Annotated in this window: 5 protein-coding genes and 1 pseudogene; 2 read left to right on the forward strand and 4 right to left on the reverse strand. The window is 49.4% G+C overall.

Going from position 1 to position 8,797, the window contains the following annotated elements:
• Nucleotides 1-34 precede the first annotated feature (34 nt).
• The 3 genes and pseudogenes from ACFQ2O_RS05465 to ACFQ2O_RS05475 form a co-directional block, all read right to left on the reverse strand.
• On the reverse strand, nt 35-1,297 hold the full coding sequence (locus ACFQ2O_RS05465; RefSeq protein ID WP_377523622.1) for a TolC family protein: 1,263 nt from the start codon (nt 1,295-1,297) through the stop codon (nt 35-37).
• Nucleotides 1,284-4,490: pseudogene (locus ACFQ2O_RS05470) on the reverse strand (efflux RND transporter permease subunit). Before ACFQ2O_RS05470 ends, ACFQ2O_RS05465 begins: the two are co-directional and overlap by 14 nt.
• 153 nt (nt 4,491-4,643) lie before the next feature.
• Nucleotides 4,644-5,072, reverse strand: coding sequence for an HYC_CC_PP family protein (locus ACFQ2O_RS05475; RefSeq protein WP_133242696.1), 429 nt, complete (start codon nt 5,070-5,072; stop codon nt 4,644-4,646).
• Between the two features lie 411 nt (nt 5,073-5,483).
• Here ACFQ2O_RS05475 and ACFQ2O_RS05480 point away from each other — a divergent pair, with 411 nt between their 5' ends.
• Both ACFQ2O_RS05480 and ACFQ2O_RS05485 read left to right on the forward strand, forming a co-directional pair.
• Nucleotides 5,484-7,751: a heavy metal translocating P-type ATPase gene (locus ACFQ2O_RS05480; RefSeq protein WP_377523627.1), complete on the forward strand. Its 2,268-nt coding sequence runs from the start codon at nt 5,484-5,486 to the stop codon at nt 7,749-7,751.
• A gap of 113 nt (nt 7,752-7,864) precedes the next feature.
• Complete coding sequence (locus ACFQ2O_RS05485; RefSeq protein WP_116541841.1) at nt 7,865-8,074, forward strand: heavy-metal-associated domain-containing protein; 210 nt, start codon at nt 7,865-7,867, stop codon at nt 8,072-8,074.
• Between the two features lie 469 nt (nt 8,075-8,543).
• Here the strand turns inward: ACFQ2O_RS05485 and ACFQ2O_RS05490 are convergent, their stop codons facing one another.
• Entirely contained in the window at nt 8,544-8,699 is a 156-nt protein-coding gene (locus ACFQ2O_RS05490; protein ID WP_377523633.1) for a hypothetical protein, read from the reverse strand.
• Nucleotides 8,700-8,797 lie beyond the last annotated feature (98 nt).

The following is an 8,797-nucleotide window of genomic DNA, read 5'->3' on the forward strand; positions in this document are numbered from 1 at the left end:
AGAGTTTTGATTCACACATTCGCTCATTCACAACTTATCTCTCTATCTCTTTTTCATAATTCACTGCCATCTGGAAGAGCGACTGCAGGATCTTGAGGTATTCCATCTGCGCCATGTTCAGCGATTCCCATGCGTCAATAACCAAAGGAAGTTCTTCATTATTCTGCTCGTAGGCTAGCATGGTCACATCATAGTTCTTCTTGAAAGCCGGGATAATCCTTTTCTCGTAGTTGTCCGCCTGCTGTCGCATGGTGTTCAGCTCTAGTGCCATGCTACGGGCCATACCCTGCGCCTCATTCAAAACAGCTTCGCGCTCGCGCTGCATGCTCTGTATCTCCAGGTTCATGGCTTTGGTGTTGGCCTTGTACATTTTCGACGACCAGGGCGCTATCGGAATAGAGATCATGCCCATGGCCGTGAACTGCTGCGGCATCATCGCGTCGCGCGGATACATATGGTCGAAGCGCAGTTTAAAGTCCGGCAGGCGCTCCAGCTTTTCCATCTGCACATTCAGCTGCATGGATTCAATCGTTCTGTCGAGTTGGCGAACGTCGCTGCGAGCACCGGTCAGGTAGGTGGTATCAACGGCGAGTATGGCAGGCTCAGGTACAAACACCGTGGTGTCGATCTTGTACTTCTGGTCCTTGGGCAGGTTCATGAGGATATTGAGCTGCACGTTCTGTTGCTCAATCTGCGAAGCCGTCATCACCTGCATGTTCTGCACTTCATGCAGCCTGGCTTCTGCTTTGTAAACACCCCCTAGTTTACCTTGGCTATAGGGGTAGCGTATGCGGGCCAGCTTGAGCATGTATTCCATGATGCGCTCATTTTCCTGTAGCACCTCCATTTGTTTTTCCAGCACCACCCAATTATAGTATGCTGTCTTGGCCTGCGCACGCAGCTCATTATAGGTCACATCTCGGGCTGCCTGCTCAATGCCTGCTTTGGACTTCATGTACTTCTCCTTGGCACGCAGCTTTATCGGGTTTGGAATATCCTGTTCGGCCGAAACCATAAGAGAGCCTTTATCACGGTCTTCCATTACTTCAGCACCAGGATACGGAGCCATGAACACTCCGCCTCCCACCATAGGAGCCATCCAACTTTTTGCCCCTTCAGCATAGGCATCCATGGCTTTGGACCTGCTTTCGTACATCTGCAACATCGGATTATTGTTGCTAATGCGCTGCAGCACACTATCCAGGTTCATGGTTGGCTGCTGTTGGGCCAGCACCGGAGTGCTGGCCAACAACATTACAAACACAAACAACCAACTTATTTTCTTAATGCTTAACATCGTATATCTCTAACTTGCCGTGTTTTCTTAATTCATATTCTTTTGTCATCTCAAACACCACCGGCGTTACCAGCAGGATGTGGATGGAAGAGGTGAATACTCCTCCGATCAGTGGGAGCACAATTGGAAGCATGATATCAGAACCTACACCCGTGGCCCAGAGCACTGGAACAAGGCCGAACAAGGATACCGACACCGTCATAATCTTCGGACGAAGACGCTTGGCGGCCCCCATGAACACATAGTCACGGATATCCTGCTTGGTGATAGTGTCTGAAGAGTTGCCTTTGATAGCCACCAGCTGTTGCATCGCCTCGTTCAGGTACACGATCATCAGCATGCTTGTCTCCATCGCCAAGCCAAACAGGGCGATAAATCCCACGGCCACGGCCACCGACAGGTTCACGCCGTAGAAGTACACGATATACACTCCTCCGATCAGGGCAAACGGAATGGTACCCAGGTTGATGAGGGCCTCCTTCATGGACTTAAAGGAGAAATAGAGAATGAGCAGGATGATCACCAGCACCAGTGGAATGATGATTTTGAGTGTGTTGTTAGCGCGCACCTGGTTCTCCCATTGGCCGCTCCACTCCAGATAGTAGCCGTCCGGTATGCCCGTTACCTCGGTATTGATTTTTTCGATGGCTTCCTGTACGGTGCTGCCCAGGTCACGGTCGCGCACGTTAAACAACACCGCCCCGCGCAGCTGTGCATTCTCAGAGTTAATCATGGGCGGCCCGTCTGTAAACCGGACAGCTGCCACAGAGGACAAAGGCACAGTACCAGCCGACGAAGTCTGGATCGGGATCCGCTCGATCCGCTCTACACTGTTACGGTACTCCTGTGCCAGCCGCACGTTAATGGAGAAACGCTCGCGCCCCTCAATGGTGTTGCCGATAGGCGTGCCACCTAAGGCGGACTCCACAATCATGTTCACATCGTCCACCGTCAGCCCATAGCGGCCTAGAGCTTCGCGGTTAATGTCAATCTCCAGGTACTTACCGCCCGTAATCGGCTCCACGTACAGGTCGTTTACACCCGGGATCCCATTTAGCGCTGTCCTCACCTTTTCAGATACTGCCGCGATAGAGTCCAGGTTCTGGCCGTATACTTTCACGCCCACATCGGTGCGGATACCGGTGGCCAGCATGTTGATCCGGTTAATAATGGGCTGGGTCCAGCCGTTCACCACGCCCGGTATCTGCAGCTTGGCATCCAGCTCCTGGATGATATCCTGCTTGGTGATACCTTCGCGCCATTCCGACTCCGGCTTTAGCATGATGATGGTCTCAATCATGCTGATAGGGGAGTTATCTGTAGCGGTGCTGGCTCGTCCGGCCTTACCCAACACACTTTCCACTTCGGGCACGGACTTGATGATCTTGTCCTGTACCTGCAGGATGCGTTTGGCCTCTGCGTTGGAAATATCCGGCAGCGTGACGGGCATGAAAAGGATGGATCCCTCATCCAACGGCGGCATGAACTCTGTGCCCAGGCTAAACAACATCGGAATAGAGACAGCAAGCGCCAGGATATTAACACCTAGTGTTGTTTTACGCCACTTCAGGCACCACTTCAATATAGGGCCATACACCTTCTCCAGCCCTCGGTTAATAGGGTTCGCGCTCTCCTCCTTAAACTTTCCTTTCAGGAAAAATGAGATCAGGACGGGCGTAAGCGTGATGGCCACCACGGCGTCCACTATCAATATGAAGGTTTTTGTCCAGGCCAGTGGTCCGAACAGCTTGCCTTCCTGCCCGGTGAGCAGGAACACCGGCAAAAAGGAGGCAATGATGATTACCGTGCTCCAGAACACGCTGGGTCCAACCTGCCTGCTGGACTTCTCTATGATTCGAATTCTATCTTCTTTTGATAACTTCATGTTCATTCTGTTTTTGAATGCAGATAATTAATCCTCCCACGGTTTGCCTTTCGTCGCATCGGCCAGGTGCCGGTATGCGTTTTCCACCATCACGATGGCGTCATCCACAATCACACCAATGGAGAGGGCAATGCCTGTCAGGGACATGATGTTGGAGGAGATTCCGAAGGCGTTGAGCAGGATAAAGCCAATGGCAACGGAGAGGGGCAACTGGATCATAATCACCAGGGCGCTGCGCCAGTGGAAGAGAAAAAGGAGCACCACGAGCGAGGCTACAATCATTTCCTCAATCAGGGTATTCCGAACTGAGTCTATGCTTTCATTGATAAGCCCGCTGCGGTCGTAGACAATCTTGAACTTCATGCCTTCAGGTAAGCCTTTGGCTACTTCTTCCATCTTCACCTTGACATTCTGGATTACCTCCTCTGCATTCTCACCGTAGCGCATCACGATGATACCACCAACGGCCTCACCTTCCCCATTCAGGTCAAAGATGCCCAGGCGGCTCTCGCCTGTCATCTGCACCGAAGCTACATCTTTCACCCGTACCGGGATGGTATTGTTGGTAGCAACAGAAATGTTCTCTATCTCTTGGGCAGACTCCAGGTAACCGGTTGTTTTTATGATATAGCCGATGTCGGATAGTTCAAACTTGCGGCCACCTGCTTCGTTGTTATTAGCCCGCACGGCTTGTATCACCTGTGGAACGGAGAGGTTGTAATAGGTTAACTTGTTAGGGTCAAGAGTGAGCTGGTACTGCTTTTGGAAGCCACCGAAAGAAGCCACCTCACTGACCCCTGCCACGTTTTGCAGTGCGAATTTCACATACCAGTCCTGCACGGCACGCTGCTCGCCCAGGTCCATGCCAGGGGCCTCCAACGTATACCACAGGATATGCCCTACACCGGTGCCGTCTGGCCCCAGGGTGGGCGTGGCATCTTGAGGCAGCATATTACCCACAGAATTCAGGCGTTCCAATACCCGTGTGCGGGCCCAGTACACGTCTGTCTCATCCTCAAAGATGACATAGATAAAACTCATGCCGAACATGGAGGTTCCCCGCACATATTTTACCTCGGGCAGGCCCTGCAAATTCGTAACAAGCGGATAGGTAATCTGGTCTTCCACCAGCTGAGGGCTTCGGCCCATCCACTCAGTAAAGACAATCACCTGGTTTTCAGACAAATCTGGAATGGCATCCACTTTGTTTGTCTGTACAGAATAAAGGCCCCAGCCAAACAGCGATGCTGCAATGAGCAACACCATTATGCGGTTGCGGAGCGAAAAGGAAATTAACTTTTCGATCATGGAATTAAAATAACCTTAATAGGAAATGACTAGCAGCCGCTTGAAACGGCTGAAAAGGGGGACAGTACCAAAGAACAGGGTAGCGTTGCTACCAACGCAGTGTCACAAGGTCACAACTGCGCCTATTGTAAAGGTACTTACAAGCCTGTAAGGTTATATAAGGAAGGACTGCACCAGAACAGGTATGTCCCGGGCAATGGGAGGGGAAGTATAAAGTGCGTAAGCAGGTTTTAACTCATCCTGAAGTGCAAAAAGCTGCAGGATCACCACTTTCACAGCGGCGATGAATTTAAGATCCAGTGTTTTATTGAGCGCAAGCGCCTTTGTGTCAGAGGCTATATCCAGGCGCTCTACCACAAACTGGTGGTCTTCACAGCAGCTTTTTTCTTTGGTATCTTGAGGAATGTGGCAAGGAGGCAGCGTTTCTTTCATCTGCTCCATCGGGCAATCTTCAGCCTGCCCGTAGAAACTTAAATCACGTATCTCCCCGGCACATAGATGCATACCTACTGTAACACCTGTCGAGGAGACAAGCACCAGCAGGGCTAACGTTAGCAATATGATCCGGTGAAGAGTTTTCATAATGGTACCTTACCACAAAGGTACAACAGGGGCAACTGGGTATGTTATATAATTAGCTATTTTTTTTACATATTTTTCGTGCATGCTTGCCAAGCCTTACAGCTACCCAAGCCGCGAAAGCGGAAAAACAGGTTTGCACCCTTCCTGTAGAACAGGACGAACGGTTTATGGTTCCCTTACTCCCAGTAATAAAATAACGCTGTCTTCGTAAAACAACAGATGAGTACCGTGGCTGTGAGTCGAACTTACAGAAGATGGTGTGTTGCATGGGCAACTATACCTTCTAGAACTCTACTGGCTTTCCAAGGGCCTGTTTGATAAAATCTGTAAATCTTAGCTGAAATTGTATAACAGCCTGGGTAAAGGCAGCATGTACCTTTGTACCATCAAGAAAGATAAAACGAATGGAATATGGAGAATAAAGTGCTGATCTCTGATAAATCCGCAAGCCAACATGCTGTAAAGCTGCAGAAGGCGTCTCTCCCTGTTACAGGTATGAGTTGTGCCTCCTGTGCCTTAAGTGTGGAGTCCATGGTGGGTGCACAGCCAGGCGTATCACAAGCGGCAGTGAACTTCGCCTCCCAGACACTGCAGGTGTCTTATGACCCTGACCAGATTGCTCTTACCGATATACAGAAGAATGTGCAGGAAATAGGCTTTGACTTGATCATTGATCAGGAAAATGCCCAGGAAAAGCAGGAAGAGGAGCAGTATAACCGTTACCAGGCGCTGAAGAAGAGAACTATCGCAGCGGCAATACTTACCCTGCCGGTGTTTATCATCGGGATGTTCTTTATGGACATGCCTTACGGAAACTGGATCATGATGGTGCTTAGCGCGCCGGTACTGTTTTACTTTGGCCGAAACTTCTTTATCAATGCTTTCAAGCAAGCGAAAAACGGGAAGGCGAACATGGACACGCTGGTGTCGTTGAGCACAGGCATTGCCTTCCTCTTCAGCGTGTTTAACACCTTCTTCCCTGAGTTCTGGCATACACGGGGACTACATCCGCACGTATACTTTGAGGCTGCTGCTGTCGTAATCGTGTTCATTATGCTGGGCAAGCTGTTGGAGGAGAGGGCCAAATCCAATACCTCCACCGCCATTAAGAAGCTGATAGGCCTACAGCCCAAAACTGTTTGGTTGGTAGAGGGCGACCAAGAGCGGGAGGTGCCTGTTTCTGAAGTGCAGAAAGGAGACCTGCTGCTGGTACGCGCCGGAGAGAAGATACCTGTGGACGGAGAAGTGGCGAGGGGTACTTCCTATGTTGACGAATCCATGATTTCAGGGGAACCCGTACCGGTTGCCAAGCAGCAAGGAGACAAAGTGTATGCAGGAACCATCAATCAGAAAGGTAGCTTTCAGTTTGTGGCTGAGCGCGTGGGAAGTGAGACCATGTTGGCTCAGATCATCAGGATGGTACAGGAAGCACAAGGCTCTAAGGCTCCCGTACAAAAACTGGTTGATAAGATCGCTGGTATATTTGTACCGGTAGTGCTGGTGATAGCGCTGGTTAGCTTTACCGCTTGGTTTGTACTCGGCGGCGACAATGCGCTGACTCAGGCCCTACTGGCTCTGGTGACTGTCCTTGTTATTGCCTGCCCATGTGCTCTGGGCTTGGCAACACCAACTGCTATTATGGTGGGCGTAGGCAAAGGTGCTGAAAACGGCATTCTGATAAAGGATGCGGAAAGCCTGGAGCAGGCACATAAAGTAAATGCTGTCGTTCTCGATAAGACAGGCACCATCACAGAGGGCAAACCGGTGGTGACGGATGTGGTGTGGGCTGATGAAGCGAGTGCCCACAAACAAAACCTACAAACCGTGCTATTGTCGTTGGAAATGCAGTCAGAGCACCCGCTTGCTGAGGCAGTGGTGCGGCATCTGAAAAACCTGGAGGTAAAGTCACTGGAACTGGATGCGTTTGATAGTATAACAGGGCGCGGAGTTAAAGCCTCCCTACACGGCACCCAGTATTTAGCGGGTAACCACAAGCTCTTAGAAGAAGAAGGGGTACATGTTGAACCTAAGTTGGTCCAGCTCGCAGATGCTTTGAGGGCTGAAGCCAAAACGGTTATCTTCTTTACAGAGAGTCAGAATGCTGTAGCTTTGATAGCCATTGCAGACCAAGTTAAGCCAAGTTCAGCGGCTGCCATACAGGCATTGCAGGCGCAAGGGGTTGAGGTGTATATGCTCACTGGTGATAACCAGCAAACAGCCGCAAGTGTGGCAGCGCAGGTAGGTATAAAGAGTTACAGAGCCGAGGTTTTGCCATCTGATAAAGCGGCTTTTGTAAAAGAATTGCAAGCGCAAGGCAAGATCGTAGCCATGGTAGGGGATGGTATCAATGATTCACATGCCCTGGCACAGGCTGATGTAAGTATTGCCATGGGCAAGGGGTCAGACATAGCCATTGATGTGGCTAAGATGACTTTGATTTCCTCAGACCTGCAGCAGGTTCCTAAAGCACTAAAGCTGTCAAAGCAAACAGTACGGGCAATCAAACAGAATTTATTCTGGGCCTTTATCTACAACCTGATAGGTATTCCCATTGCGGCAGGGGTGCTTTATCCGCTGTATGGCTTCCTGCTGGACCCTATGATCGCAGGCGCGGCCATGGCCTTAAGCTCCGTGTCGGTTGTAACAAACAGCTTGAGGCTGAAAGTACAGAAGCTGTAACATGCTTCAATAAATATGTAATAGATAAGGAACATTATGTAACAAGTGCGGCTTTGAGCGCGCGTATTTTTGTAATGTTCAATTTAAGTAGTGTAACTAAAAATAGAGTGATTATGAAAGACCTAAAGTTTAAAACTAACATAAACTGTGGAGGCTGTGTTTCTAAAGTAACTCCAGTACTTAATGCCGCCGAAGGTGTTTGTGAATGGAATGTAGATACAGCCAACAAAGACAAAGTTCTAACCGTGAAAACAGAGTCCCTCTCTGCCAGTGAGATTATCGCCACTGTAGAGAGAGCTGGCTTTAAAGCACAGCCTATTTAACATATCTGTAGCCAAATAGTTAGCTTGTAAGTAAGGGGAGGTACTTTTAAATGAGGTGCCTCCCCTTTTTGAAGCAATTTTAGATGTATAGAACAGAGCATGTGCTTTCTCTAGTAATACCTGTACCAGAATCGTCCAACGGTATTGTTGCTTCTTTTTACAAAGGTGCGTTTGTAAAACGTTATAAACTGTAATATTGTCAGTGTGTGCTTGCTTATCCAGAAGCTTTAGGAAATCAGAAAACCGAAGGGAATAGCCGTCCGATACCGGTAGGGAGGAGGTGTTCAGAGATTCATGTAGTCATTACTCTCCCTAACTTTTCCTCTTGCAGCAGTCTTAAATTAACAAGTCATATAGCAAACTGACAGCGCCTCAGTTCTCAGTAATGACCCTGCTGAAACTAATTTATCTCTTCGGCTTTTTCTTTCAGCTGTTTATTATCTAAATGCAGCTTGGGCAGGAGCGGCTCTTAGTAAATCGGCACCACGGACTTGTCTTCTATGGTCAGGTGGATGTCGTAGGTATGGTTAATGTCACCGAATATGGCTACGGTGTCGGCATCATTGCTATTGACGGGCGTGCCGGTAAAGCCGACAAAGAAAGCCTGCGGCAGGACGCGACGCATGTTTTTAGCAAAGCCCTACACCAGCCCATATGCTTGCGGTGGCACTCGTCGGTAATTACGGTGATATTGTCGCGGGTGCTCTACAATTTATTATAATA

Source organism: Pontibacter rugosus (genome assembly GCF_042678745.1).
GTDB lineage: Bacteria > Bacteroidota > Bacteroidia > Cytophagales > Hymenobacteraceae > Pontibacter > Pontibacter rugosus.